This window comes from Dokdonella fugitiva (genome assembly GCF_004342425.1).
Taxonomy (GTDB): domain Bacteria; phylum Pseudomonadota; class Gammaproteobacteria; order Xanthomonadales; family Rhodanobacteraceae; genus Dokdonella_A; species Dokdonella_A fugitiva.
This window is the reverse complement of the sequence record NZ_SLWQ01000002.1, coordinates 143,517-169,496: the sequence shown is the minus strand read 5'-3', so window position 1 is coordinate 169,496 and position 25,980 is coordinate 143,517. Positions and strand designations below refer to the sequence as shown.

General features: G+C 69.6%; 16 protein-coding genes and 1 pseudogene. 9 read left to right on the top strand and 8 right to left on the bottom strand.

Going from position 1 to position 25,980, the window contains the following annotated elements; all coding sequences use genetic code 11:
- The first annotated feature begins 193 nt into the window (after positions 1-193).
- The 9 genes and pseudogenes from EV148_RS05000 to EV148_RS04960 all read left to right on the top strand — a co-directional run bounded on the left by EV148_RS05000 (position 194) and on the right by EV148_RS04960 (position 11,262).
- Entirely contained in the window at positions 194-949 is a 756-nt protein-coding gene (locus EV148_RS05000) for a DUF2884 family protein (protein ID WP_131994459.1), read from the top strand.
- A gap of 135 nt (positions 950-1,084) precedes the next feature.
- Positions 1,085-2,905, top strand: coding sequence for a DNA helicase RecQ (recQ, locus tag EV148_RS04995; protein WP_131994456.1), 1,821 nt, complete (start codon positions 1,085-1,087; stop codon positions 2,903-2,905).
- A gap of 77 nt (positions 2,906-2,982) precedes the next feature.
- Positions 2,983-4,449 (top strand): choice-of-anchor Q domain-containing protein, encoded by a 1,467-nt coding sequence (locus tag EV148_RS04990; protein ID WP_131994453.1) that lies wholly within the window; start codon positions 2,983-2,985, stop codon positions 4,447-4,449.
- A 149-nt stretch (positions 4,450-4,598) separates the two neighbouring features.
- The gene (locus EV148_RS04985; protein ID WP_131994450.1) at positions 4,599-6,005 is read left to right on the top strand and encodes an efflux transporter outer membrane subunit; all 1,407 of its coding nucleotides are present in this window, start codon (positions 4,599-4,601) and stop codon (positions 6,003-6,005) included.
- A complete protein-coding gene (locus EV148_RS04980) occupies positions 6,005-7,135 on the top strand; it encodes an ABC transporter permease (protein WP_131994447.1) in 1,131 nt (376 codons plus the stop codon). Before EV148_RS04985 ends, EV148_RS04980 begins: the two co-directional genes overlap by 1 nt.
- A gap of 82 nt (positions 7,136-7,217) precedes the next feature.
- Positions 7,218-7,841 (top strand): annotated as a pseudogene (locus EV148_RS04975) (ABC transporter ATP-binding protein); the annotation flags it as partial.
- Positions 7,842-7,945: 104 nt separating this feature from the next.
- Entirely contained in the window at positions 7,946-8,845 is a 900-nt protein-coding gene (locus EV148_RS04970; protein ID WP_158287328.1) for an HlyD family secretion protein, read from the top strand.
- A gap of 216 nt (positions 8,846-9,061) precedes the next feature.
- The gene (locus EV148_RS04965; RefSeq protein WP_131994438.1) at positions 9,062-9,763 is read left to right on the top strand and encodes an MtnX-like HAD-IB family phosphatase; all 702 of its coding nucleotides are present in this window, start codon (positions 9,062-9,064) and stop codon (positions 9,761-9,763) included.
- 131 nt (positions 9,764-9,894) lie between these two features.
- Positions 9,895-11,262, top strand: a complete 1,368-nt coding sequence (locus tag EV148_RS04960; protein WP_131994435.1) for an aspartate aminotransferase family protein — start codon at positions 9,895-9,897, stop codon at positions 11,260-11,262.
- A gap of 232 nt (positions 11,263-11,494) precedes the next feature.
- Here EV148_RS04960 and EV148_RS04955 read toward each other — a convergent pair whose 3' ends face one another.
- The 8 genes from EV148_RS04955 to EV148_RS04920 form a co-directional block, all read right to left on the bottom strand.
- Positions 11,495-11,815, bottom strand: coding sequence for a YXWGXW repeat-containing protein (locus tag EV148_RS04955; RefSeq protein ID WP_182517867.1), 321 nt, complete (start codon positions 11,813-11,815; stop codon positions 11,495-11,497).
- Positions 11,816-11,907: 92 nt separating this feature from the next.
- Positions 11,908-13,200: a kynureninase gene (gene kynU / locus EV148_RS04950; protein WP_131995465.1), complete on the bottom strand. Its 1,293-nt coding sequence runs from the start codon at positions 13,198-13,200 to the stop codon at positions 11,908-11,910.
- A 2-nt stretch (positions 13,201-13,202) separates the two neighbouring features.
- A complete protein-coding gene (locus EV148_RS04945) occupies positions 13,203-13,724 on the bottom strand; it encodes a hypothetical protein (RefSeq protein WP_131994429.1) in 522 nt (173 codons plus the stop codon).
- A 4-nt stretch (positions 13,725-13,728) separates the two neighbouring features.
- Positions 13,729-14,748 carry an amidohydrolase family protein gene (locus EV148_RS04940; RefSeq protein ID WP_131994426.1) on the bottom strand — a complete coding sequence of 340 codons (1,020 nt, stop codon included), beginning with the start codon at positions 14,746-14,748 and terminating at the stop codon, positions 13,729-13,731.
- A gap of 245 nt (positions 14,749-14,993) precedes the next feature.
- Entirely contained in the window at positions 14,994-18,680 is a 3,687-nt protein-coding gene (locus EV148_RS04935) for a S8 family serine peptidase (protein ID WP_158287327.1), read from the bottom strand.
- Positions 18,681-18,903: 223 nt separating this feature from the next.
- On the bottom strand, positions 18,904-22,608 hold the full coding sequence (locus EV148_RS04930) for a proprotein convertase P-domain-containing protein (protein ID WP_131994420.1): 3,705 nt from the start codon (positions 22,606-22,608) through the stop codon (positions 18,904-18,906).
- A gap of 203 nt (positions 22,609-22,811) precedes the next feature.
- On the bottom strand, positions 22,812-24,902 hold the full coding sequence (locus EV148_RS04925) for an FUSC family protein (protein ID WP_131994417.1): 2,091 nt from the start codon (positions 24,900-24,902) through the stop codon (positions 22,812-22,814).
- Positions 24,903-24,975: 73 nt separating this feature from the next.
- Positions 24,976-25,503: a 3-hydroxyanthranilate 3,4-dioxygenase gene (locus tag EV148_RS04920; RefSeq protein WP_131994414.1), complete on the bottom strand. Its 528-nt coding sequence runs from the start codon at positions 25,501-25,503 to the stop codon at positions 24,976-24,978.
- Between the last annotated feature and the right edge of the window lie 477 nt (positions 25,504-25,980).

The following is a 25,980-nucleotide window of genomic DNA, read 5'->3' as shown; positions in this document are numbered from 1 at the left end:
CGCGCGGCAATCTGCACGAGGTGCGAGGCACGCCTGCGCACCCCGGGAGTTCAGCGTCGCAAATGCACGATTCCATCCGGGGGCATGACTTCAGGCAGGGTGTCCGTCACCCCCGACCGAAGGCACGCGTGCGCCTTAAACCTTGCGCCGATCCTGTGCATCGAAGGGCCGACACCCGAGAGGAGGATTGCGCATGTTCCGTTTTGCCTGTATGGCGGCGTTCGCGCTCGCCGGTAGTTCCGTCGCGCATGCCGGGATCGACCTGCACGGCGCCGACTGCGGCTTGCACAGCGACTATTCGATGGCGATCAAGCAGGACGCGCTCGTGTTCACGCGCAGCGGCGGGCCCGCGGCCGAGATCGTCATTGCGCACGGCACCTTGCGCGTCGACGGTCGCGAGATCGAACTCGGCGCCGCCGACCGCGAGCGCGTGCTCGGCATCGAGCACGGCGTGCGCGACGTGCTGCCGCAGGTGCGCGAGATCGCGCATGACGCGATCCAGATCGCATTCGACGCCGTCACCGAAGTGTCGGGCGCATTCGCGAAGGACGCCGAGACCGCGCGTGCGAGCGCACAGCGGCTCGCGCGCGTATCGGCGGACGTCCACCGCCGGATCGACGCGAACGAAAACCTCGCGGCGTGGAAATACGAGGACCTCGATCGGCTCATCGCCGAGGGCGTCGGCACGCTGGTCGCCGAAGTCGTCGGCAACGTCGCCGGCCAGGCCGTCACCGTCGCCCTCAGCGGCGACGAAAAGGCCGCCGCCGAACTCCAGGCGCGCGCGGACGGCATCGACGACAAGGTCGAGCGCATCGTCGCCAAGCACAGCAAGGACCTCGAAAAGCGCGCGGGCAGCGTGTGCGCGCGCCTGCGCACCCTCGCGCGGCTGGAGGCCGAACTCGAGGCGCGGCCGCTCGGGCGCCGCCTCGACCTCGTGCGGGTCGACTGATCTGCACCACTGCGGCGACGGCAGCGGATGCCGTCGTCGCGGCCCGGCGGGCTCGCGCGCGACGGCGCGACATTCCTGCGTGCGCGTGCGCGATTGCCTGATGCAACTTGCGGGGCGGCACACTAGCATTGCGCGATGGCATCGCGTGCAGAACAGGTTCTCCAGTCCGTCTTCGGTTATCCCGCGTTCCGCGGCGAGCAGCAGGCGATCATCGAACACGTGGCCGGCGGCGGCGACGCGCTGGTATTGATGCCGACCGGCGGCGGCAAGTCGCTGTGCTACCAGATTCCCGCGCTACTGCGCGACGGCTGCGCGATCGTCGTGTCGCCGCTGATCGCGCTGATGCAGGACCAGGTCGACGCGCTGCGCCAGCTCGGCGTCGAAGCGGCGTTCCTCAATTCGAGCCTCGACGCCGCCGCGCAGCGCGAGGTCGAGCGGCGCTTCGCCGCGGGCGCGCTGAAACTGCTCTACGTCGCACCCGAGCGCCTGCTCACCGAGCGCTGCCTCGACCTCGTCGCGCGCGCCGGGGTCGCGTTGTTCGCAATCGACGAGGCGCATTGCGTATCGCAGTGGGGGCACGACTTCCGCCCCGAATACCGCCAGCTGACCTTGCTGCACGAACGCTTCCCGTTGATTCCGCGCATCGCGCTCACCGCGACCGCCGATGCGCCGACGCGGCGCGAGATCGTCGAGCGTCTCGCGCTGGAGTCCGCGCGTGAATTCGTTGCGAGCTTCGACCGGCCCAACATCCGCTACCGCGTGGTGGAGAAGGACGATGCGCGCCGCCAGCTCAAGGACTTCCTCGGCGCGCACGCGGGCGAGTCGGGCATCGTCTACTGCCTGTCGCGGCGCAAGGTCGACGAAATCTCCGAATGGCTCTCCGGCGAGGGCGTCACCGCGCTGCCGTACCACGCCGGCATGGACGCAGGCCTGCGCGCGCGCAACCAGCAGCGCTTCCTGCGCGAGGACGGCGTCGTGATGGTCGCGACGATCGCGTTCGGCATGGGCATCGACAAGCCCGACGTGCGTTTCGTCGCGCATGTCGACCTGCCCAAGAGCATGGAAGGTTACTACCAGGAGACCGGCCGCGCCGGACGCGACGGCCTGCCGGCCGAGGCGTGGCTGTGCTACGGCCTCGCCGACGTCGTGACGCTCGCGCAGTTCATCGCGCAGTCCGAGTCGGGCGAGGAGCGCAAGCGCGTCGAACGGCGCAAGCTCGACGAACTGCTCGGCTACGCGGAGACGACCGCATGCCGGCGCCAGCGCCTGCTTGCGTACTTCGGCGAGACGCTGGCCGAGCCCTGCGGCAATTGCGACAACTGCCTGGATCCGCCCGAGACCTGGGATGCGAGCATCGTCGCGCAGAAGGCGCTCTCGTGCGTGTATCGCACCGGCCAACGCTTCGGTGTCGGCCATCTGACCACGGTGCTGCGCGGCGAGGCCGACGAACGCGTGCGGAGCCTAGGGCATGACCGGCTCAGCACGTTCGGCGTCGGCGCCGAACTCGACAAGCAGCAATGGCGCGGCGTGTTCCGCCAGCTCGTAGCGATCGGCCTGCTCACGCCGGACGACGAGGGCTACGGTACGTTGCGACTCACCCCGGCGAGCCGCGCCGTGCTGCGTGGCGAGCAGCCGGTGCACCTGCGCCGGCAGGCCGATCGCGGCGAGCGCCGTGCGCGCCGCCAGCAGGCGCGGGGCGAACGCACGCGTGCGAGCCTCGACATCGCCGCACACGAAGCGCCGCTGTGGGACGCGCTGCGCGGCCTGCGCGCGCGGCTGGCGAAGGAGCAGGGCGTGCCGGCGTACGTGATCTTCCACGACGCGACCCTGCTCGCGATGCTGCGCGAGCGTCCGCAGACCTTGGGCGCGCTCGGCGCGATCAGCGGCGTCGGCGAGCGCAAGCTCGAGCGCTACGGCGAAGCCTTCCTCGACGCATTGAACGCACGCGCGGCCTGAGTGGCGGCGGCGCGGCATGTCCGAACCGCGGGTGGTTCGGCGTTAACCGTGACCGTCCGTACCCAGGAATCCCGGTCATGAAGACTCCGAACGCCCGTCCCGTCCCGTCGCGCTCCCCGCTGCGGCCGCTCGCCGCCTGCATGGCCGCATGCCTGTCCGTAGCCGCGCCGGCGCTGCACGCCGATTCGCGCCTGGATGCCTTGCGCGCACGCGTGATCGATGGCCGCATCGTCGTGCCGCCGGCGCTGCTGCAACACCTGGCCGGCGCAGCCGGGCCCGCGGCGCCGGCTCGGCCGTCGACGACGTGGGTTGTCACCAATTGCAATGACAGTGGCGCAGGCAGCCTGCGCGACACGATCGCCGCCGCACTCAGCGACGATACGATTGACCTCACGCAGCTGGCGTGCAGCCGCATCACGCTGACGAGCGGCGCGATCTACTTCGCGCAGAACAATCTCGCGATCCAGGGCCCGGGCGCAAACCGGCTCGTGATCGACGGCAATCTCAATGACGGCATCCTCGTCGACATCGCCTCGGGCACGCTCGAGGTCTCCGGCGTCATGATGGAGAACAGCTTCAAGTACCGCACGACCGACGATGCGCTCGGCGGGTGCGTGCACGCGGCGGGCAACGTCGTGCTCGACCGCGTGCTGCTGCGCAATTGCAACGCGCTCAGTACGGGGAACCGCCCCGCGCTCGGTGGCGCGGTATGGGCGGGAGGAGGGGTGGTGCTTCAGAACAGCGTCATCACCGGCAGCATGGCCAAGGCGACGGGCTGGGGCTACGCCAGTGGCGGCGCCGTCTATGCGCACGACGGGCTGGTCAGCAAGTACAGCACGATTTCCAATAACGTCGCGATCAGCGAAAGCGCGACGCCGTCGTTCGGCGGCGGCCTGTTCATCTGGAACGGCGGCCTCGTGCTCGGCTCGACCATTTCCGGCAACCAGGCCGCGCGCATGGGCGGCATCGCCACCAAGGGTGATCCGGGCTACACGCTGACGATGGCCAACAGCACCGTGTCCGACAATGTCGCCAACCGGTTCGGCGGCATCTTCTCGGTCGGCAAGCTCAACCTCTACAACAGCACGATCGCGTTCAACACCTCGCACGAGTGGGACATCGGCCTCGGCTACTACCTCGGTGCCGGCGTGCACATCAGCGTCCCCGGCGAAATGGACAGCACGATCATCGCCAACAACGTCAACACGGCCGCGCCTGCGCAGTATCCGACCGTGGACCTCACCGGCAAGCCGGGGGCGGGTTTCAACGGCGGCCACAACAACGTGATGCTCTGCGGCGCGCCGTGTCCGAACGACACCACGCACGACGATCCGGGCCTTGGCCCGCTCGAGGACCAGGGAGGCTCGACGCGTACGCGCCGGCCGACGCCGGGCACGTGGGACACCTTCGGCGGCAACAACGTGCTCGGTTGGGCGTGGGACCAGCGCGGCGTCGGCTATCCGCGCCAGTCACCACCCGACTGGCCGGAGATCGGCGCGCTGCAGATCAATTCCGAGCTCATCTTCGCGAACGGCTTCAACTGAGGTCGACACGGACCTTGCGCCCGCGGGGTCGCCTGCAGGCGCGGCGCGACGCTGCGCCGTGCCTGCGGGCGCGTCGTGGGACAGCGCGGTTCGGTTAGACTGCGTGTGGTCGCCGCTGGCGGCCGCTGCCCGCACGTCGATCGCACCGCATGCCCGATCCCCGCACGCCGAAAACGCCGCGCACCCCGCTTCGTCGCCGTGCGCCGCTCGTCGCCGTGCTCCTCCTCGGCGGATGCGCCGTGGCGCCGCTGCCGCCCCTGCAGCGCGATGCGCCGCCTGCCTGGCAGCACGCAGGGCGCCCGGTCGCGCCGGCGCCGGACCTGCACGGCTGGTGGAAGACCTTCGGCGATGCCGAACTCGATCGCCTCGTCGATGCCGCGCTCGCCGACAACCTCGGCATCGCCCAGGCCGGCCTGCGCATCGAGGCTGCGCGCCTGCTGGATGCGCACGCGAATGATGCTTCCTTGCCGCAGTTCGGCTTCCGCACGTACGCCGAACCGACGCCCGACAGCAGCGCGAGCTATTTCCAGGCCGGTTTCGACGCCAAGTGGGAGTTCGGCCTGTTCGGCCGCGCGCAGAGCCGCGCGCGCACCAGTGCAGGCGACCTCGGCATCGCCGAAAGCGAGGCGCAGGCCGCGCGCGTGAGCGTCGTCGCCGAAGTCGTGCGCGCGTACGTCGAGCTGCGTGGTGCCGAACGCCGCGCCGAGCTGCTCGAGCAGATCGCCGCGCAGGCGCAGCGCAAGCGCGAACTGCTCGCGACCCGCGAAGGGCTGCGCCTGGCGGCCGCGCGCGAGGTCGCCCATGCGCGCGCCGAAGAGGCGAGCGCGCGAGCCGCGCTGGCCGAGCCGCGCTCCGCAATCGTGCGGGCGCGGCGCCAGCTCGCCGCCTTGCTGGCGCGCGACGACGAGGACGTGGTCGCCGCCGGCGCGCCGCTCGTGCTCGGCGATTCGGCGGCGGTGGTCGACGTGCTGCCGGCCGACCTCCTGCGCACGCGACCGGAGATCCGCCGCGCCGAATACGAAGTGGAGAAGGCCGCCGGTGAACTCGGCATCGCCGAGGCCGACCTCTATCCGCACGTCGGACTCGGTGGCGCGTTGACCTATGCCGCGCGCGTGATTGGCCACACGCGCCTGTCCGACGCGGACGGCATCGTCACGTTCGGTCCCGCGATCGAGATCCCGCTGTTCGACTGGGGCGCGCGCCGCGCGGCGCGCGACGCGCGCGCGAAGGCGCTGCAGGCGAGCGTGCTCGCCTATCGACAGGCCGTCCTCGACGGCGTCGCCGAAGCCGAAGCTGCGATGTCCGCGCTGCACGAACGCACACGCGCCTCACGCAGCCTGCGGGACGGCGCCGCCGCGCTCGCCGACGAGGCGCGCTCGACCGCGACCTTGCAGCGCCTCGGCCTCGCCGACGGCGTCGAGGCGACCGTATCCGAGTCGGCCGCGCTGCAGGCCCAGCTCGAACTGCTGCAGGCCGAGCAGGAGCGCAGCCTCGCATTCATCGCGCTGTACAAGGCGCTCGGCGGCGCGCCGTTGCCGCCCGGAGGCGCCGGCTGATGGTGCCGCTTGCGCGCAAGACGCTCGTGCACGAGTGGCGACGATTCCTGCCGTCCGCACTCGCGGTCGCGTTCTCGGGGCTGCTGCTGCTCGTCCAGGCAGCGCTCGTGTTCGGCATCTTCAACAGCTCCGCGGTCTATATCCGCAAGTCCGGCGGCGAGCTCTGGCTCGGCTATCCGGGCACGCAGAGCATCGAGCTGGGCCGGCCGATCCCGCAGCAGGCGGAGATCGCCGCGCTGATGGATCCGGCGGTCGAGCGCGTCGAGCCGTTCAACTGGATCGACGGCGACTGGCGCGGGCCGGCCGACAAGGGCGGCGTCTCGGTGTTCGTCTCGGGCATCGACACGCGCTCCGATGCACTCATGTTCGCCGACGCGCTCACGCCGGCGCTGCGCGCGTTGCTCGACGAGCCCGACGGCGTGATCGTCGATCGCGCCGACCTGCCCAAGCTCGGCCTCGACGTCGGCGGCCAAGCGGTCGTCAACGGCCATCGCGTGCGCATCGTCGGCGTCGGCAGTGGCCTGCGCGCGCTCGGTGGCGTCAACATCGTGACCTCGCTCGCGACGTCGCGTCGCCTCGACAACGGTGACAGCGACGGACGGGTCGCCTACTACGTCGTCAAGCTGCGTGACGGCAGCGATGCGGCGGCGGTGCGCCAGCGCCTACAACCGCGGGGGCAGGCGCGCAGGTTCGAGGTATGGACGCGCGACGCGTTCGCACGGCGCGCGGTCGCCTACTGGATGTTCGAGACCGGTGCCGGGCTCGGCGTCGTGCTGCTCGCGATCGTCGTGTTCGTGGTCGGCGCGCTGATCACGAGCCAGACCCTGATGGGTGCGGTCGCCGGCTCGATCCGCGAATACGCGACCCTGCACGCGCTCGGCGTCGGCTTCGCGCGATTGCGCCGCGTCGTGCTCGAGCAGGCGGCGTGGGTCGGCGCGTTCGGCCTCGTCGTCGGCGGCGTCGCGACCGCGCTCGTCGTCCTGCTCGCGCATCGCCGCGACGTGCCGGTACAGCTCGACCTCGTCACCGTCGCCATCTGCGCGACGCTGGTGATGGGCATCGCGCTGCTGTCCGGCCTTGCCGCGGTGCGCGCGCTGCGCCATGCCGACCCCGCCCTGCTGCTGCGCTGAGATGGACGCCACCCTCGTCGCCGACGCGTTGTCGAAGTCGTTCACCACGGGGGCGGTGCGCACCGACGTGCTGCGCGACCTGTCGATCGAGATCGCGGCCGGCGAACTCACGCTCGTGTCCGGCCCCTCCGGCTGCGGCAAGAGCACCTTGCTGGCGATCCTCAGCGGCCTGCTGCGCCCGGACGGTGGCCGCGCGTTCGCGCTCGGCCAGGACCTCGCGCGGCTCGAGCCGGCCGAACTCGAGCGGTTCCGCCTGCAGCACACCGGCTTCGTGTTCCAGGGCTTCAACCTGTTCCCCGCGCTGAGCGCGCTGGAACAGGTGATGCTGCCGCTGGGTTACCTCGGCCTCGGCGATGCGCTCGCGCGACGGCGCGCGGGCGATGCGCTCGCCGAGGTCGGCCTCGGCAGCCGCATGCAGCTCAGGCCGGCGGAACTGTCCGGTGGCGAGAAGCAGCGCGTCGCGATCGCGCGTGCGCTCGCCAAGGAGCCGCAGTTGCTGTTCGCCGACGAACCCACCAGCGCGCTCGATGCGGCGAACGGCCAGATCGTCATCGACACCCTGCATCGCATCGCGCGCACGCACGGCGCGACCGTGCTCTGCGTGAGCCACGATCCGCGTCTGGTGGGCCACGCGGATCGCGTGCTGGCGATGGAAGACGGGCGCATCCTCGCCGATCGGCGCGTCGCCGCGAGCAGGTCGCCATGAGGGGGGGGCGGCGCGCCGGTGCGGCAAGGTAGGATGCATCGCTTGGATGCGCGGGTATGCTCGACAGGTGCGCCCGCGCCGGCCTGGAACGAGGTGGAATCATCATGAGGATGCGTGCGGGCTGGCTGCCGCTGCTATTCGTGCCGATGCTGCTGGTCGCGTGTTCCGACGACGCGTTCGATCGCACCGCGTCGGCGGCGCCGGCGAACGGCAGCTGGATCGCGATGGCGCGTGGCCAGGTGGACGTCGAGGGCGGGCTCATCCGCGTCGTCGCGCCGCGGGACGGGCGCGTCGAAGAGGTGCGCGTCGAAGATGGCGACGTCGTCAGGCAGGGTGACGTGCTGGCGCGGCTCGAGCAACGCCAGGCGCGCACCGCGGTCGGCGTCACCGAAGCCGGCGTCGCGCAGGCGAATGCCCAGCTCGGCGTGCTGAAGGCGAAGCTCGCGCCGACGGCGCAAGCGGCGCAGCGCGCCGCCGCCGCGGCGACGGCAGGCGCCGCGAGTGGTCAGGCCGCCGACGACGCGGGAACCGCGCTGGCCGTGCTGAAGGCGGAAATTGCCGTCGCTGAAGCGGCGGTGAAGGCGGCGCACGCGCACCTCGACGAGGCACGCGCCGAATTGGATGCGCACACGATCACCGCGCCGGCGGCCGGACGCATCGTGCGTCGTTCGGTGCACGTCGGCGATGCGGTCTCGGCGCAGGCGGCGACCGAACTGTTCCAGCTGTTGCCCGATCGTCCGCGCATCGTGCGCGCCGAACTCAACGAGGCCTACGTCGACCTGGTCAAGCCCGGCATGCGTGCCGAAGTCGTGCGTGATACCGACCAAGGTACGCCGGTCGCGGCCGAAGTGCTGCGCGTCGGCGAAGTCTTCGGCCCCAGCCGCCTCACCGACGACCCGGTCGAACGCGCCGGCGCGCACGACGTCGAATGCGTACTGCGCCTCGACGGCGGCGCGTTCCGGGTCGGGCAGCGCGTGCTGGTACGGTTCGTGAAATCTCGCTGAGGCCTGGCGCGTCGCGCTGTCGCAGCCCGTGATGTTCGATTCTCCATTTTTTCTGCACCTCGCGCCGCCCGTGATCGGACCTCCATCGCGGCACGTTCCCGGCGCGAATCGGCGGTCCAGCCCGCCGCCCTCGCTTCAGCCCCGAAACCACCCCGAAAGGCACCCCCGCTAGGCTGCCACCGTGGCGGTCCTCCGACGGGCCGCGGGAAGCCATCCGTGTCCCACTGGACGATCCTCTGTGACTTCGACGGCACGATCTCCGTCGAGGACATCACCGACTCCCTGCTCGAGCGCTTCGGGCGACCGGGCTGGCAGGCGCTGGAGCAGGCCTGGAAGCGCGGCGAGATCGGTTCGCGCGATTGCATGGCGCAGCAGGTCGGCCTGCTCGAAGCGAGCGACGCCGAACTCGACGCGCATCTCGACGGCATGATGATCGATCGCGCGTTCCCGGCGTTCGTCGCGGCGACGCGTGACGCCGGCGTGCCGCTGACCGTGCTCAGCGACGGCCTCGATTACGCGATCCGCCGCGTGCTCGGCCAGCACGGCCTCGACGACCTGCCGATCGTCGCCAATCGACTCGAAGCGGTCGGTGAAAGCGGCTGGCGCCTCGATTTCCCGCATGGCCGGCCGAACTGCCGCAGTGGCAACTGCAAGTGCGCGAGCGCCGGCGATGCGCACGCCGAACGCAAGCGCGTGCTGCTGATCGGCGATGGCACGTCGGACTTCTGCGTCGCCGGCGAAGCCGACCTCGTGTTCGCCAAGCACCGCTTGATCGAGCATTGCCGCTCGGCCGGCATTCCGTACGTGCCGATCACCGGCTTCGCCGACGCGCTCGAGTTGCTGCCGACCCTGCTCGCCGGCGAGCTCGCGGCGCACGGCCACGACACTGCGCCGGCACCGGCGCCGCTGGTCGCCTGACGCATCGATACCGTCGCGCCGTAGCGGCTCGTGCACCACCATCGCGGGAGCGGCTTCAGCCGCGATGCTTTCCAGACACGCCCGCCGCGCCCGCGCGCGGCGATCCGCCTTCGGAGTCGCCTCCTTTGAACATGGATACCTCGAAACCTTCTTCCGTCGCACGCCTCGTCGACGGCTTCGACACCGCGCGCAGCGCCGACCTCTTCGACGCCGCCTGCAAACTCATCCCCGGTGGCGTCAACAGCACCGCGCGTGCGACGTGGTCGGGCTGGAACCCGTATCCGCTGTTCGTCGAGGGCGGGCAGGGCTCGCGCCTGCGCGACGTCGACGGCAACGAATACATCGACTACCTGCTCGGCCTCGGGCCGATGATCTTCGGCCACCGGCCGCCGCGCGTGACCCAGGCGGTGGTCGACTTCATCCAGCAGCGCGGCACCGTGTTCGCGCTGCCGACCGCCGACGAGGCCCTGCTCGCGCAGAAGATCGTCGATGCGGTGCCGAGCGTCGAGCGCGTGCGCCTGTGCAATACCGGCACCGAAGCGGTGTTGTACGCGACGCGCCTTGCGCGCGCGTTCACCAAGCGCAACAAGATCATCCGCTTCGAAGGCATGTACCACGGCTTCTCCGACGGCGTGTACTGGAGCAAGCATCCGTCGATCGACAAGGCGGGCCCCGACGCGCGCCCCGTGCCGGTGCCGCAGGGCCCGGGCATGCCCAAGGGCGTCGAGGAGAACCTGATCATCCTGCCATGGAACGACGCGCAGGCGCTTGCCGATGCGATCGCGCGCGAAGGTGATTCGATCGCCGCGGTGCTGACCGAACCGGTGATGTGCAACACGGGCTGCATCCTGCCGCGCCCCGGTTATCTCGAGGCGATGCGTGAGCTCACGTCGAAGCACGGCGTCGTGCTCATCTTCGACGAAGTGATCACCGGTTTCCGGCTCGGCCTCGCCGGCGCGCAGGGACGGCTCGGCATCCGGCCCGACCTGTCCGTGTTCGCCAAAGGCATCGGCGGCGGCTTCCCGGTGGCCGCGATGGGCGGGCGCGCCGACATCATGGCGCTCGTCGCCAATGGCACCGTGTCGATGGCCGGCACGTACAGCGCCAACGGCATCGCGATCGCGGCCGCGAACGCGGCGCTCGACGAACTCAACACGCCCGGCCTGTATGCGCAGCTCGACGCGGTGTCCGACGAACTGCGCTTCGGCCTCGGCAAGGTCATGAGCGACGCGGGCCTGCCGGCTTACGTCGTCGGCGTCGGTCCGCTCATGCAGGTGTGGTTCGCCACCAAGGAGATCCACAACTATCGCGATGCCGAGCGCCATGCGGACCAGGAGATCTTCCGCCGCTGGTGGCAAGGCATGCTGGCCAGGGGCGTGCTGTTCCACCCGGGCGCGTACGAGAACCTGTTCGTCTCCACCGCACACACGCGCGATGACGTCGCGGCCACGCTCGAGGCGGCGACGCAGGTCGCGGCGGAGCTGGCGCGCAGGGTCTGAGCAGGCGCTCGCCCGCGCCAGCGTGACGATTGCGCGCGCGAACGACCTGCAGCAGCGCACTCTGTGCGCGAACGCGGCATCGAATCCGCGCCGGTTCCGAAAACGACGGGGTTGTCGCGATGCGACGCTGCTGCGGCCATCACGCGGAGGCCGAGCCGGTGGCACCGCCATGAAAAACGGGCGGCCGCTCGCGCGGACCGCCCGTCGGAGACGGCTGGACTGCGGACTGGCGTCAGCGCTCCCAACGGCCGCCGTGGTAGCGCCAGCGATCGCCGTCGCGATCCCAGCGCGAGGGCACGTAGTGGTAGCCGTGACGCGCACGCACCCAGTGGCCGCGGTGCCAGCGATGGCGATGGTTGCTCCACCCCCAATAGCCCGGGACCCAGACGTAGCCACGGCGCGGCGCCGGTACGACTTCCGCGCGCAGGGGCGGCGGGGCGACGTTGGCGTAGATGTCGACGTGGACGCGCGCCTGAGCCGGCGTCGCCATCATCGCGCAGGTGCCGCCGATCGCGAGGGCGGCAGCCAGCATCAGTTGCTTGTGGACATGCATGGTCGGACCTCCAGGTGGCGCCCGGACGGGGCGCGTCGAACCGGCTTCCACGCTAGCGACGCCGAGCTGAATCCGCGCCAAGCCGCAGCGCGTCAGCGCTTCCGCGTTGCCGCCCATTCACGCACGGCGAGCACGAAGCGCAGGCAGTCGATGCGGCGGTTGTACAGCGGCGTCGGTGCGGCGCGGATCACGTCGGGCTCGCGCCAGTCGACGACGATGCCACGGGCGTGCAGGTGGTCGAACAGCGAGCGGCCCGCTTCGCGGGGTCCCTTCACGCGCAGCGACAGCTGGCAGCCGCGGCGTGAGGGCTCGCGTGGCGTGGTGATCTCGAGCACGTCGCCGGCGTGTTCGCGGATCAGCGCGTCGAAGTACGCCGTCAGTGCTTCCGACTTGGCGCGCAACGCGCCCATGCCGGCGCGGCGGAAGATCGACAGCGACACGCGCAACGGCGCGAGCGCGAGGATCGGTGGATTCGACAGCTGCCAGCCGTCGGCACCCGGCGTCGCGTCGAACTCGGGCGCCATGCGGAAGCGCGTGGCCTGGTCGTGGCCCCACCAGCCGGCGAAGCGCGGCAGCGCGGCGCGTGCATGGCGCTCGTGCACGAAGCAGCCGGCGACCGCGCCGGGACCGGAGTTGAGGTACTTGTAGCTGCACCAGACGGCGAAGTCGCAGCCGGTGTCGTGCAACTGCAGGGCGAGATTGCCCGCCGCATGGGCGAGATCGAAGCCGACGAGGCAGCCCTTCGCGTGCGCCGCGCGCACGATTGCGGCGAGGTCGAAGGCCTGGCCGGTGAGGTACTGCACGCCGGACAGCATGACGAGCGCGATGCGCGAGCCGTGCTGCTCGATCGCACCCAGGATCGCCGCGTCGGAGAGCGTGCCACCCGGCTCGTCGGGATCGATTTCGATCAGCGCGGACGCCGGGTCGTGGCCGTGGAAGCGGATCTGCGACTCGACCGCGTGGTGGTCGGAGGGGAACGCGTTGCGCTCGATCAGGATCGCATTGCGCGTCGCGTCCGGACGGTAGAAGCTGACCATCATCAGGTGCAGGTTGACGGTCAGCGAGTTCATCGCGACGACTTCGTGCGGCAGCGCGCCGACCAGCGCGGCGAGGTCGTCGCGCACGAAGCCGTGGTACGGCATCCACGGGTGGCGCCCGCGGAAATGCGCCTCGACCGCGAGACGGTGCCAGTCGTCGAGTTCGTCGAGCAGGGCGGCGCGCGTCGCGCGCGGCTGCAGCCCGAGCGAATTGCCGCACAGGTACGTCTGCTCCGACCCGTCGTCGTTGCGCGGCACGAGGAATTCGTCGCGGAACGCCGCGAGTGGATCGCGCGCGTCGAGCTCCAGTGCCTGCGCTTCGAGCAGGCTCGTCGCGTGGTCCGCCATCGTCAGCGCTTCAGGGAAGCGACGACCGACGCGCACGCGGCATCGAATTCGCTGTTCCACGACGCCGGCGTCGCCGCGAGCAGCGGCCGCTGGCAGCGCACTTCGACCGCGATCGTGCCGTCCAGCTGGAAGCTGTCGCGCACGAGGTACTTGGTCTTGCCGCGCACGACGAAGTACTGGTGCACGGAGCTGTCCGTGTTCGCCGGGTCGGTCTCGTAGCCGCCTTGCGCCTTGGAGCGCTCGAACTCGTCCTGCACGGTCGCGGTGAATTCGGACGCATCCTTGAGCTGGCGCGTCTTCACGGTCACGTTGGCCGAATCCTCGCTGCCCTGCGCCGTGGGGTCGGGCACCTGGAACGCGACGGCCTGCGGATTGCCGTCGGACTTCTCCATGATCGCGGTCCAGCTCGCCGGCACGTGGAAGCGGATCTGGTCGCCGTTGAGCGAATAGTCGGTCTTGGCCTGCGCGTGTGCGGCCGAGGCGGCGAGCGAGGCGAGCAGGATGGGCAGGGCGGTCGGCTTCACGGCGTCACTCCGTATCGTCGGCGAAACGGGAAAGGGGCAGGCCGAGCCACTCCAGGGCGGTGCCATGGAACAGCCGGGCCTGTTCGGTGGGCGGCAGGCCGAGCGCGATGATGCCGCTGCCCGGCTCCTGCTCGCCGAGCGGGAAAGGATAGTCGGTGCCGAGCATGATGTGGTCGGCTCCCGCGACGTCGAGCAGGTAGCGCAGCGCGGCGCGGTCGTGCACGCACGAATCGAAATAGAGGCGATCGAGGTATTCGCGCGGCCCGCGCGCGTTGTCGGTCGCGACGAGGTCCGGTCGCATGCGGAAGCCGTGCTCGATGCGTCCGATCGTGTACGGGAACGAACCTCCGCCGTGCGCGAAGCAGACCTTCAGGCGCGGCAGGCGCTCGAGCACGCCGCCGAAAATCAGGCAGCAGACCGCGCGCGACTGCTCGGCCGGCATGCCGACGAGCCATGGCAGCCAGTATTTCGGCATCGACGCCGCACCCATCATGTCCCACGGGTGCACGAGGATCGCCGCGCCGATTTCGGCGGCCGCTTCGAAGAACGGGAACAGTTCCGGCGCGTCGAGGTTCCAGTTCTCGCAGTGCGAGCCGATCTGCACGCCGGACAGGCCGAGCTGCTCGATGCAGCGTTCCATCTCCTGGATCGCCAGCGTCGGCGACTGCAGCGGGACCGTGCCGATGCCCGCATAGTGGCGCGGGTAGCGCCGGCAGAGTTCCGCCGTGTGGTCGTTGAGGTGGCGATGCAGTTCGAGCGCCTGGTTCGGCTTCGCCCAGTACGAGAACAGCACCGGCACGGTCGACACGACCTGCACGTCGACGCCGAACTTCGCGTAATCGGCGATGCGTACTTCGGGATCGAAGGCATTGGCCCAGACTTCGCGGAAGAACTTGCCGTCCTTGTAGATGCGGTGGCGGCCTTCGGCGCGGACCATGACCGGAAAGCGATCGTCACCGTACTTCTCGGCGAGGTTGGGCCAGTCGGGCGGAAGGATATGGGCGTGGGTGTCGATCTTGAGCATCGGGTCCGGAGTTTAACCGCATGCGCGGCGCGGCGGTCCGCGCCTGGGGAAAAAAAGGTTCTTCGACTCCGGCGGCGACGCGCGCGCGATGAGGCCTCGCCTCGTCGTCCCGGCGAAAGCCGGGACCCTGCGGCTTTCCCTTCCAATCGCCGGAAGCCGGCGATCGCGAGTGGTGCCCTGAAATCGCCAAAAAAAGGGCCGGTCGCGCACGACCGGCCCCGATTGATACGCGCTGGTGCGCGGATTTACAGCTCGTCGAACCCGTCGGCGAAGATCAGGTCGTCGACGTCATCCACGCAGGCCACGTCGACATCCGTCACGTTCGCGGCCGCTACCGTGCCGCTGCCGTTGGCGACCGAGCAGGTCTGGCCCGCCGGCTGCGTGCCGACCGTGACCGCGTACGCCGCACCGTCGGCGAGGCCGGTCGGGAACGTGAACGCGCCGTTTGCGGCGACCGGAAGCGTCTGCGCACCCGCATTGAGCGAGAGCACGAGGCCGCTGCCGGTGAGACCGCCGACGTTGCCGCCGATCGTGTAGGTCGGCGTCGCCGCGCAGGTGACGGTGACATTGGTGACGTTCGCCCCGCTGATCGTGCCGCTGCCGTTGGCGACCGAGCAGGTCTGGCCGCTCGGCTGCGTGCCGACCGTGACCGCGTACGCCGCACCGTTGGCGAGGCCGGTCGGGAACGTGAACGCGCCATTGGTGGCGACCGGAACCGTCTGCGCGCCCGCATTGAGCGAGAGCTCGAGGCCGCTGCCGGTGAGGCCGCCGACGTTGCCGCCGACCGTGAAGGTCGTGGGACCCGTGCTGGTGGCCGGCAGCAGGCACCACTCGTCGAGCGTGCCGGTGTCCTGGCCCGCCGCGTCGGACACGTTGAGCGTCCACGTGCCGCCGAGCGTCTGGCCGTTGAACGGCGTCGCGAGCGGGTTGTTCGGCTTGACGTTGCCCGACAGCGCCGGCGGCGCGGCATTGCACTGGTTCTCGACCACGGTGGTCGCGGCGTCGTCGATGACGACGTCGACGTTGTCGCTCGAGCAACCGTTGGTCGACGCCGGCACGCCCGGACGATCGATGACGATCGAACTGGTGTTGCTTTCGACTTTCTTCAGCGTGAACTTGAGGTCGCCGACCCAGGTGTGCGTCGCCTTGATCGAGAGCTTCAGGCCGGTCAGCGTCGACGCATCGGTCACGTTCAGCGTGTCGGTGAGGCCGGTGGCATTGTTGTCCGGAATCGCGGCGTGCGGCGCACGGCAGATCATGTTCGCGGTCGTGAAGCTGGACACCGCCGACGCCGCGCCTTCACCGCAACCGTTCACGCCGTAGATGCGCCAGTAGTACGTCGTGTTGGGATTCAGCGCCGTCGCCGGCGTGAAGCTCGTGCTCGACAGCACCTGGTTTTCGACGAACGTGCCGAATGCCGCATCGGTCGACAGCTGGAAGCGGTACTGCGCGGCGTCGGCGATCGCGGACCAGGTGAACGTCGGCGTGGTGCCGACACCGCTCGCGCCGTTCGCCGGGCTCGTCAGCGTGCCCGCCACGGGCGCGGCGGCGGTCACGCTCATCGTGGCCGCGGCCGTGTGCGCGATCGGCGTCGTTCCGTTCGAAAGTCCGTTGATCGAGAGGTTGTAGTTGCCGCTCGCCACACCGGCCGTGTTGCCGATCGTGAGATGGCTCGTCGCCGGGGGATCCGCCGGCGTCACCGGGGTGACGCTGAACACGCCGGTCGTCGCTCCCGGCAGACCGGTGACGCTCAATGCCACCGGATCGCTGAACCCGCTCAGGCTCTGCACGCCGACGTCGATGCCACCCGGCGTACCTGCGCACACGGCGATCGATGCCGGGTTCGTGAGCAGCGCATAGTCCGGATTCGAGCTGACGGTGAAGCTGCCGATGGCCGCGAGCGCGTACTTCTGCGGACCACTCGGCACGTTGATGCCGCGTACGCGGATCTGGTACGTGCCTGCTGCGGGAGCGGTGAAGCTGATCCGCTGCACCGTGTTGAGGTCGTCGTAGTTGCTCGTCGCGGTGCTTTGCGTCGGCGTCGCGTTGTTGACGTTGTAGCCGGCGGGCAGCTTCTGCGTCCAGACGTCGCCGTTGGGCGCCTGCACTTCCAGGCGCAGCGAATTGACCGTGGCCGGGCTCGCACCCACGGCGGCCGCGACGTCGGTCCACGTGAGCGCGATGACGAGCGGCTGGCCTGCAGCCACGGTCAGGCTGTGGTTGTCGACGCCGCCGGTGGCGAGTCCGGCAGGGGCGTCGTGGATGTAGAGATGGCTCTGGTCGCCGTTGAAGTACAGGGAGTTGTCGAGATGGATCCGGCCCCATCCTTGCGACTGGCCCGGGTTCGTACCCGCACCCGATCCAGTGAGCGTGCTGGCACCGGCGAGCATGATCGCCTTCACGAGTGCGCCCGAAGGATTCGGGATCGCGTTCCCTGCCACCTTCTGGCCGGTCGGGTAGAAGCCGCGTGCGAGGTAGTCGCGCACGAGCGCGGCGAGTCCCGCGGCGGTCGGTGTCGCCATCGACGTGCCGCTCATCGTCGTGGTGCCGCTGGCATTGCGTGCGGCGGACACGATGCTGGCGCCCTGCGCAGTGAGGTCGGGCTTGGTGCGGCTGTCCAGCGTCGGGCCGCGCGAGGAGAAGCTCGCCATCGCATTGCCGGCGGTGCCGCGGTTGTTGGCGCCGATGGTCAGGACGTTCTTCGCATTGCCGGGACTGCCGACGTTGTTGCCGTTGGAACAGGTGGTGGCGTCGTTGCCGGCGGCGAACACCATCAGCAGGTCGGGATGGTCCTTCATGACGCGGTCGGCATCGCGCGCGGTTTCGTCGTACGTGACCGTGCAGCCGGAAATGCACAGGCCGAACTGGTCCGTGCAACCGCCACCCCAGGAATCGCTGTGCAGGCGCGCGCCATTGTCGTAGGCGATCTGCGCCGCGTGATACGGCGTGCCGCCCTGCGTGTTGAGGTAACGCAGGTCGCTGCCGCTCTCCTGCATGACGAGCTTGGCGCCCGGCGCGGTGCCGTCGAGGTTGGTGTTACCGCCCGGCGTCGTGAATCCGGTGCAGTCCGTGCCCGGATTGGCGACGTTGTCGTTGCCGATCAGCGAGCCGGCGACGTGCGTGCCATGGCCGTGTTCGTCGGCCCAGCTGCCGCCGGCATCACCCGACCACTTGTAGTACGAAATGACCTTGCGTGCGGCGAGATTGGGCACGGGGATGCCGGGACAGCTGGAGCCCGTGTCGCAAATGTTGATCGGCGTCGCCTGGCTCGCGTCCTTGAACGCGACATTGTCCTGCCACAGGCCGGTATCGAGTTCACCGATGATCTGCCCGCATCCGTAGATGCCGCGATCGAAGACCGGCATGAACGGGCTCGGCGTGTTGATGTTGCTCTGGTGCAGCCAGTCCGCCTGCGAGTTGTACAGCCGCATCGGTTTGTGGAAACCGATCGCGAGCACGCCCGGATCGGTCGCGAGCCGCTCGACGGCGGTGCGGAGCTGGCTGCGCTCGAAGCGAGCGAGCAGGCGGGTTTCACCGCCGGCGACGACCGCGTTGGCGAAGGCGAGGCCCGGCGTCGAGGCGATCGCGTCCTGCACCGCATAACGATCGGCGCTCGCGTCGATGCTGATCTCCAGCGCATCGATGCCCGCGGCCGTCGCGATGTCGTTGCCTTGCAGTTGCGCGTAGATGTTCGCGTCGACCTTGAGCGCAGGCAGGAACGGTCCGCTCCAGACGACGCCGTCGATCGCGCGCATCGCGGCGTCGAGATCGGCCGGCATGCGCACGAGATACGCGTAATGCGGTGCGTAGCTGATGATCTGCGCGCCGGCCGCCTCGACCGCGGCGCGCTGCTGCGCGGTGATCGGCGCACCGAACTTCACCAGTCGCAGGGTCGAGTTCTTCACCGCGTCGAAGGAGAGCAGGGAGCTCATGGCAGGATCGGCGGCGGCATTCTTGCCGGTACAGACGTCCTGCTGGGCGCCGGAGAACGACACCAGGCATTCCTTTTCGGCGGCTGATGCCGCCAACGGCAAGGCCATGGCAATGGCCAGAGAAAGCAGGTTGCGCATCGGATTTCCCCAAGAAAATGAAACGGCAACGGAGTGCGAAAAAGAAGCTCCCCGCCGGTGGGCGGGGAGCTGGGACAACGACGCTTTACGGTGCTTCGAATCCGTCCGCGAAGATGCGGTCGATGCACGACACCTGCACCGACGTCACGTTCGCGCCGGCGATCGAGCCGCTGCCATTGGCGACCGTGCACACTTCCGGCGGCGAAGCCGGCTGGGTCTGCACCGTGACCGCGTACGAGGCACCGTCGGCGAGCGGCGTCGCGAAGGTGAACGAGCCGTCGCTCGCGACCGGCAGGCTCTCGGTGCCGTTCAGCGACAGCGTGACGCTGTCACCGAGCAGGCCCGTCACCGTGCCGCCGACCGTATACGTGATGTCGGTGCAGGTCACCGCCACGTTGGTCACGTTCGCACCCGCCACCGTGCCGTTGCCGTTGGCGACCGAGCAGCTCTGGCCGGCCGGCTGCGTGCCGACGGTGACAGCGTAGGGCGAAGCGTCGGCCAAGCCGGTCGGGAACGTGAACGAGCCGTTGGCGGCGATCGGCAGCGTCTGCGCGCCCGCATTGAGCGAGAGCACGAGGCCGCTGCCGGTGAGGCCACTGACGGTACCGCCGACGGTGTATGTCGTGCCGCCACTCGTCGCGGGCAGGAGGCACCACTCGTCGAGCGTGCCGGTGTCCTGGCCCGCCGCGTCGGACACGTTGAGCGTCCACGTGCCGCCGAGCGTCTGGCCGTTGAACGGCGTCGCGAGCGGGTTGTTCGGCTTGACGTTGCCCGACAGTGCCGGCGGCGCGGCGTTGCACTGGTTCTCGACCACGGTGGTCGCGGCGTCGTCGATGACGACGTCGACGTTGTCGCTCGAGCAACCGTTGGTCGACGCCGGCACGCCCGGACGATCGATGACGATCGAACTGGTGTTGCTTTCGACTTTCTTCAGCGTGAACTTGAGGTCGCCGACCCAGGTGTGCGTCGCCTTGATCGAGAGCTTCAGGCCGGTCAGCGTCGACGCATCGGTCACGTTCAGCGTGTCGGTGAGGCCGGTGGCGTTGTTGTCCGGAATCGCGGCGTGCGGCGCACGGCAGATCATGTTCGCGGTCGTGAAGCTCGATACCGCAGACGTTGTCGTGCCGCAGGTGTTGATGCCCTTGACGCGCCAGAAGTAGGTCGTATTCGGCAGCAGGCCGGTCACCGCGGTGCTCGTGCCGGTAATGCCCGGCAGCGTTTGCACGATGCTTGCGAACGCGGCGTCCGTCGCGATCTCGACCGTGTACGAGGCGCTGTTCGCGCCCGCGCCCCAGCTCAGCGTCGGCGACGTGGTGACGCCGGTGGCGCCGTTCGCCGGCGCCGTCGGCGTCGCCGCTCCCGGCGAGCCCGTGGTAATGACCAGCTGGCTCGTCGCGGAGTGGCCGGCGCTCGACGTGGCGGTGCCGTTGACCGTGACGACGGAGGTGCCGGCGACGGCCGAGCCGTTCGCCGTGAGGGTCATGATCGAGGTGTTGCCGGGCACGACGGGATTGACCGAGAACGAGGCACTGACGCCGGCAGGCAGGCCGCTCGCGTTCAGGGTGACCGCATTGCTGAAGCCCATCTGGCTGCCGACGTTGATCGTGTAGGTCGTGTTGCCGGGCGCGCAGATGCTCTGGCTCGCCTCGGTGATCGCCAGCGAGAAGTCGGGCGCGTCTGCGCTGCAGACCGGGCGCGTGCCGCAGGCGATGCCATGCGCGGTGAACGCATCCCAGATGCGGCAGCCGTTGGGCGTGCCGTTCGAGAGGTTGCCGTCGTCGTCGTCGGACGCGAGGAACACGGTGTACCAGTTGTTCGCGCCGCAGCCATCGATCGTCGCCGCAGTGTTGCAGGTGCCGCCGCTGACGACGCGATAGGCGCTCTTGCTCGGCGTGAGGCTGCCGTACCAGATGCGATCCATCTCGCTCCAGCCCTGGTTCGTGCCGAAGTGGGCCAGCAGCGACTGCGCGAGATCCCAGTTCGCCGAACTGGCGATGTAGCTCTCGCAGTGGCCTTCGTAGCCCATCGGACCTTGGTACGGGAAGATTCCCTGCGAGAAGTACGGGCAGGCGTAGCGGTCGCAGTTGATGCCCGCGTTGTCGGCGAGGAGGTTCGGGCGGGCGATGGTCGCCGCGCCGTGCGTGCTGAACGCGTTCACGTCACGCACGCCCGTGCAGGTGGCGTCGCAGTTCGCGCAGGCCTGGCCCGGGGTGAAGTTCTTGCCGATGCACGCGTCCTTGGTCTCGAGGAACGCGAACGTGTCGCCGACTGCCTCGCCGCTGCCGTTCTCGCTGGCCGCGCCGCCGCTGTTGGTGTCCATGCCGTGGCCCCACTCGTGCAGGAACACCGCGGCGATCTCGCCCGTGTTGGAGCAGCCGCCGCCGGACTTGAAGAAGTTCAGCGTGCTGCCGTTCCAGCCGGCGTTGCACAGGTCGTCGATGTTCATGTTCGCCGTCACCGTGCCCTGCAGCCACGAATTGGACGGGAAGAACGTGATCGCCTTCCGGTTGATGTTGGTCAGGTGGTAGAAGCCCGTGCGCGATGCGTGCGTGTTGCCGGCGCCGCCGACGCCCGGCGTGACGCAATCGGTGCCCGTGCTGGTGCCGAAGTTGAGGTTGCCGTCGGTCGAGTTCGACAGCGAGATGGAACCGCAGTTGTCCGACATGCGGAAGAACTTGCCGTTCAGCGTGACCGTCGCGGTGCCACCGCTGTAGTCGTAGATGCCGAGCACGTCGGTCACCTTGGTGCCGCCGTTGGTGACGGTCGCGAACGGCATCGGCCGCACGACTTCCGTGTCCGAATTGGTGGTCGGATAGATGCCGCCGGTGACGGTCGCGTTGACCCAGTCGTTGAGGTCGCGCACTTCGATGACGCGGTTGGTATGCGCGTCGAACAGCACCTGGTAGGTCGTCACGTCGCCGTCGAGGCGGAACACGAAGCGCCAGGCGAGGCGATGGCGGTAGCCCTTGCCCGCTTCACCGAAGTAGTTCGCCTTCGCGGCTTCGCCGGCCGGCGCGACCGGCAGGACCAGCAGTTCACCCGGCTCGACGATCTCGTCGACGCGCGTGCCGGCCGGGAAGTCGAGCTCGCGCAGGGCGAGGTCGAACGCGTTCTCGCGCGTCGAAACCGGCTGCACGTCGATCGCGACCGGCGCGACCGCATTGCTGCCGAACTGCACGATGTTGCCCGCGGCGATGCGGAAGAACAGGTTCGCGCCCTGGACGCGCACGCCATCCTTGACCTGCATGAACTCGACGAACCAGTGCGAGTCGTTCTTGCCGTAGGCGATGCTGCTTTCCGGATCGAGCGCGAAGTCGAGCCCGTCGGTCTTGAGCAGGTCCGCGTTGGCGGTGATGAAGTCCTGCAGGCGCGTCTCGACCACGGCGAGGTCGACGCGATCACCGGCCGCGAGGCCGACGTCGGCATCGCGGAGCGAATTGCCGCGGCCCGGAACCAGCGCGATGCCGCTGCCCTGGATCAGGTTCGGTCGATCGCTGCGACGGTCCCAGCGCATGTCCCAGCTGCCACCGTAGCGCTGCGCGAAGCCCGCGACCGCGGCGCGCGAGGCGGCGCCGGCAGTGATGGTCTCGCTCGCCTCGAGTTCTGGCTGCACGTCGAGCTCGGGTGCGACGAAGGCGCGCTGCAGCTTCGGATGCGCCGCGCGCTGGTCGGGCGTGACCGGCTGGATCGCGAACGCGAGTGTGGCGAACGTGGCCAGGCACGACGCGAGCAAGGCGCGCGCGAAACCACGCGTGCGCGCCTGCGTCGTGCCACGGTATGTCGGTGTCATCGAATCATCTCCCCGGCTGATGAGCGGACGCGATCGACTCACTGCGCAGCCGTCGCTACGACGTCGCTGGCAATGAATGCCGTCCGACTCGGTCTACGAAAGAAAAATCTCCCCATGCGCGCGTAGCGCCGTCCGCTACGGTAGCACGCGCCATGCCGCGCGCGAGCGGCGATTTTGCGCGACGCGCGCGATTCGAAACGCCGCTATGTCCGGCGACGCAGATCGGTGTCCGCCTGCAGGATGAGATGCGCCAGCGTATCGATGCTGTCGGTCATGCGATCGAACGCTTCGACCACTTCGGCCGCGATGCCCGCCTCGCGTTCGCCGACGGCGGCGTCGAGGCGGGCCGCGAACGCGCGCTCTTCGCTGCGCAGGTCGTCCATGCGTGGCAACGTGCTGCCTTCGCGCAGCGCGACGGCGAGGGCATCGAGGCTCGTCGCGATGCGCGTCGCGAACGCGGCGAGTGCCTCGCGCTCGGGCAATTCGCGGGCGTCGCGCAGCACGGCCTCGAACGACATGCACGCGCGCACGAAGCGGTTCGCATTGGCGAACAGGCCGTCGGCGAACGCGAGCAACCGGCGGTCGGGGCGCGGTTCTCCGCGCAGGCGCGCGATCGACGCCTGTGCGTTGGTGCGTGCGCTGCGCGCGAGCGTGCGCGTGGCCACGTGCGCGGCGACGTCGTCGCGCAGGAGGGTCGCGAAATAGGCGCGGTACGCTTCCAGCATCGAGGCGAGTGCAGGGCGCACGCGCCGGCGCTCCCAGGTCGGCCACAGCGCGTAGGCGAGCAGGGCGACCGCGCTGCCGACCGCGGTCGCGATGCCGCGCGCGACCATCGTTTCGCCGGGTGCGATGCCACCGAACGCGAGCAGGATCACCACCACGCCGGTAAGCATCATCACGCCGAGGCCGTAGTGCACGGTGACGAGCATGCGGAAGCCGATGCAAAGCGCGGCGAGCAGGGCCAGTTCTTCCCATGGCCCGGCGAACGCATAGTGGACGAGCGCGGTCGTGAGCACGAGGCCGAGCAAGGTGCCGGCCACGCGCAGCAGGCCGAACTGCAGCGTGCCGGCGAAGTCGGGCTTGAGCACGATCGCGATCGTCATCGGTATCCAGTAGCCGTGCTCGAGGCCGGCGAGGCGCTCGCCCGCGACGGCGAGCGCGAGGCAGACGCCGCAGCGCAAGGCGTGGCGGAACGCGACCGACGACAGCGCGACGTTCGCGCGCAACGTGGCGAGCCAGCTGCGCGGACGCAGCGGGCGCGGCAGCGCTGCCTCGGCGAGCTGTGCGCGCAGCTCGCCGCGGCTGCCGGCGAAGTTCGCGTTGCGCAACATCGCGCGCAACTGGCCGGCGAGGCCCTGCGCGCGCGCGAGTGCGATCGCGAGTTCGCGCGGCGGCGGCGCGCGGTCGCGCAGGTCGGCGAGGGCATCGAGCGTCGCTTCGAGGCCTTCCATCGCGGCGGCGCCGGCGAGCGGGCTGGTGCCGCGTTCGAGTGCGCCGGCGAGCGCGTCGAGCGCGCGCGCGGCGTATTCGAGCGTGCGGCCGAGCGTCGCGTTCGCGTCATGGTCGGCAAGGTCGGCGCGCAGGTCGGCCAGCGCGAGCAGTTCGAGGCGGATGCGCTCGACGAGCTCGGCCAGCACGCGGAAGGTCTCCATGATTTCGCCGCGCGCGCGATGTGCGCCGTGCAGCATGTGCTCGACGTCGATCAGCGCTTGCGTGACCGGCGGCGCCTGTGCGCGATCGGGCGCGCGGCGCGCGCTCGCGGCGAGCTGGCGGCAGATCTCGGCGAGTGCCTGCCGCTCGGGCCGATAGCGTTGCAACGGCCACGCGGCGATCGCGAACAGGGTCTGCAGTACGCCGCCGGCGAAAATGAGCCCGCCCGCGGCGAGCGCGCCGTCGAGCGGGCGCGGCTGCGCCGCGGTGATGACGAGCAGGATCATGCTCGTGAGTCCCGCGCGCGCCGCATCCGGCCCGAGCGCGACGAGCAGGCCGCCGCCGACGCCCCAGACGAGGCTCGCGATCACGAGCAGCATCGTGTGCGGCCCGAGCAGGCTGCCGAGGAACGCGGACAGGCCGGCGGCGAACGCGGTCAGCAGCATGCGCTTCATGCGCAGCCGGTAAGGCCCCGGCTGGTCGGTGAACATCGTATTGAGCGCTCCCGCGGCGACGCCGAGGCCAGCCTCGACGTGGCCACCCGCGATGCCGGCCGCGAGGGGCAGCACGACCGCGGCCGCATTGCGCACGGCGACGCGCAGCGGCACGTCGCGCGCCTTGATCTCGATCAGGCTACGTAGCATGGGCGCATGATGCGGCAGTCGCGCCAGGCTGCACAGGGCGCCGCGGCCGCGGGGGTTACCTCTTGCAACGCGTTCATCCCTCGAACGCGTACTTCTCCGGCGCGGGGTTCAGGTGGCCGCAGGCATCGCAGGTGCGCGCTTCGACCGAACGGTAGAAGTGCTCGAACACGCGCGGGAAATCGTTCTCGATGTCGACGAGGTGGAAGAATTCCTCGTACAGCTTGTGGTTGCAGCGCTCGCAGAACCACATGAGGCCGTCCTGCTCGTGCGCGAGCCGCTTGCGTTCGATGACGAGCCCGATCGAACCCGGCATGCGCTGCGGCGAGTGCGGCACGCGTGGCGGCAGGTGGAACACCTCGCCGGCGCGGATCGGGATGTCGCGCACACGGCCGTCCTCCTGGATCTTCAGCACCATTTCGCCTTCGAGCTGGTGGAAGAACTCGGGGCCTTCCTCCCAGTGGTAGTCGGTGCGCAGGTTCGGACCGCCGACGATCATCACGATGAAATCGCCCGCGTACATGCACTTGTTGCCGACCGGCGGCTTGAGCAGGTGGCGATGTTCGTCGATCCAGGCTTGCAGGTTGAAGGGTGCTGGCAGCATCGGCGGCGGTCCTGGGCACGAGCTCGCAGTTTATCGCATGCGTGGCGAGGCTGTGGGCCGGGGCTGAGGGGTGAAGAGCGTGGCGCTTGCACGATTCACGCAGCGGCCTGCTTCGCGGTGATGTTGGATCAACACTGGTAGGCCGGATCAAGCCGCGATGCGGCGGATCCGGCGCTTGCGCGCCTTGATCCGCCCTACGGCTACATGCGCAGGCACTGGGAGGTTCGCGAGCACGAGTAGATGAACGTGAACAGCAGCGCCGCCCATGTAACCAAAGCGATGCAGGTAGCGCGAGTGAATGAGCGTGTTTCTTCGCCGTGCAGTCTCGCACGCCATAGGCAGATAAAGCTCAGGCCCCCGGCAATAGGAACCCAGAGCAGGCTTGTCGTGAGCGCAAGCAAAAGGCCCCCGGCGAGGAAATCACCCGCACGCGTGAAAGCCAGATGTTGCGATAAGGGGATGATGGAAAGAAGCAGA

Bases quoted from the DNA above. Each gene is read 5' to 3' on its own strand.
- EV148_RS05000 (WP_131994459.1), top strand. From the start codon at position 194: ATGTTCCGTTTTGCCTGTATGGCGGCGTTCGCGCTCGCCGGTAGTTCC.
- recQ (WP_131994456.1), top strand. From the start codon at position 1,085: ATGGCATCGCGTGCAGAACAGGTTCTCCAGTCCGTCTTCGGTTATCCC.
- EV148_RS04990 (WP_131994453.1), top strand. From the start codon at position 2,983: ATGAAGACTCCGAACGCCCGTCCCGTCCCGTCGCGCTCCCCGCTGCGG.
- EV148_RS04985 (WP_131994450.1), top strand. From the start codon at position 4,599: ATGCCCGATCCCCGCACGCCGAAAACGCCGCGCACCCCGCTTCGTCGC.
- EV148_RS04980 (WP_131994447.1), top strand. From the start codon at position 6,005: ATGGTGCCGCTTGCGCGCAAGACGCTCGTGCACGAGTGGCGACGATTC.
- EV148_RS04970 (WP_158287328.1), top strand. From the start codon at position 7,946: ATGAGGATGCGTGCGGGCTGGCTGCCGCTGCTATTCGTGCCGATGCTG.
- EV148_RS04960 (WP_131994435.1), top strand. From the start codon at position 9,895: ATGGATACCTCGAAACCTTCTTCCGTCGCACGCCTCGTCGACGGCTTC.
- EV148_RS04955 (WP_182517867.1), bottom strand. From the start codon at position 11,815: ATGCATGTCCACAAGCAACTGATGCTGGCTGCCGCCCTCGCGATCGGC.
- kynU (WP_131995465.1), bottom strand. From the start codon at position 13,200: ATGGCGGACCACGCGACGAGCCTGCTCGAAGCGCAGGCACTGGAGCTC.
- EV148_RS04940 (WP_131994426.1), bottom strand. From the start codon at position 14,748: ATGCTCAAGATCGACACCCACGCCCATATCCTTCCGCCCGACTGGCCC.
- EV148_RS04935 (WP_158287327.1), bottom strand. From the start codon at position 18,680: ATGAGCTCCCTGCTCTCCTTCGACGCGGTGAAGAACTCGACCCTGCGA.
- EV148_RS04930 (WP_131994420.1), bottom strand. From the start codon at position 22,608: ATGACACCGACATACCGTGGCACGACGCAGGCGCGCACGCGTGGTTTC.
- EV148_RS04925 (WP_131994417.1), bottom strand. From the start codon at position 24,902: ATGCTACGTAGCCTGATCGAGATCAAGGCGCGCGACGTGCCGCTGCGC.
- EV148_RS04920 (WP_131994414.1), bottom strand. From the start codon at position 25,503: ATGCTGCCAGCACCCTTCAACCTGCAAGCCTGGATCGACGAACATCGC.